Raw genomic sequence first — 787 nt, 5'->3', positions numbered from 1 at the left:
AATTGGGGTGCAGTTCAGTTTCTCGCTCTTTTTTTATTTGCCATAAACAATAAATAGTGAAATTTAAGCGATTCTAAATACAGTTAGACGAATGTTAGTGTTTCCTGTTGCGGGGATCGTAATCTCGTTAAGAGTAGATTGGACAGAAATGTTTGCGCCGGCAGTTAATGTTTCGATTGTAGTAAATGAAAGTGAGTCGCCTATTAGATTTGAAGAGAAGTTGTCAGTTGCGACTGCTCCATTTATTGAAATTCCTACTCCGAGTGGAGCGCATCCTGGTGCAGTTGTAGAGATGGATACGCTAATTACATAAATACCACCGTTGATAACAGTAACTGTATCTGTGCCGTTGAAGATAATATTGTTTACATTAATTGCAGTATTAAAAATGAAGTTGTTAAATTGGAGTACTGTTTGTTGAATGTTGTTTGTTACAACAATTGTTGCTACAGGGAAGCTAGGTCCAGTAGGCCCAGTAGGTCCGGTAACCCCTATACCAGTAGCGCCCGTTGGCCCTTGAACACCTTGAGGTCCAGTAGCGCCGGTAGCACCCGTGTTACCTTGAACTCCCTGAGGTCCAGTAGGTCCCTGAGGCCCACCAGAAGGTCCAGTAGGTCCGGTAACTCCTATACCAGTAACGCCCGTTGGCCCTTGAACACCCTGAGGTCCGGTAGCACCCGTGTTACCTTGAACACCCTGAGGTCCAGTAGCACCCGTGTTACCTTGAACGCCTTGAGGTCCGGTAGCACCCGTGTTACCTTGAACACCTTGAGGTCCAGTAGCGCCG

General features: G+C 46.0%; 1 protein-coding gene. It reads right to left on the bottom strand.

Annotation, left to right across the window (positions count from 1 at the left end):
- Nucleotides 1–63 precede the first annotated feature (63 nt).
- Nucleotides 64–787 (bottom strand): Gly-Xaa-Xaa repeat protein (locus ACYVEC_RS30620; RefSeq protein WP_460509591.1); only part of this gene is annotated, 724 nt, incomplete at its 5' end.

The organism is Bacillus sp. MN7755, from assembly GCF_054771475.1.
The sequence above is the reverse complement of the archived record's forward strand: the minus strand, read 5'-3'. Positions and strand labels throughout refer to the sequence as shown.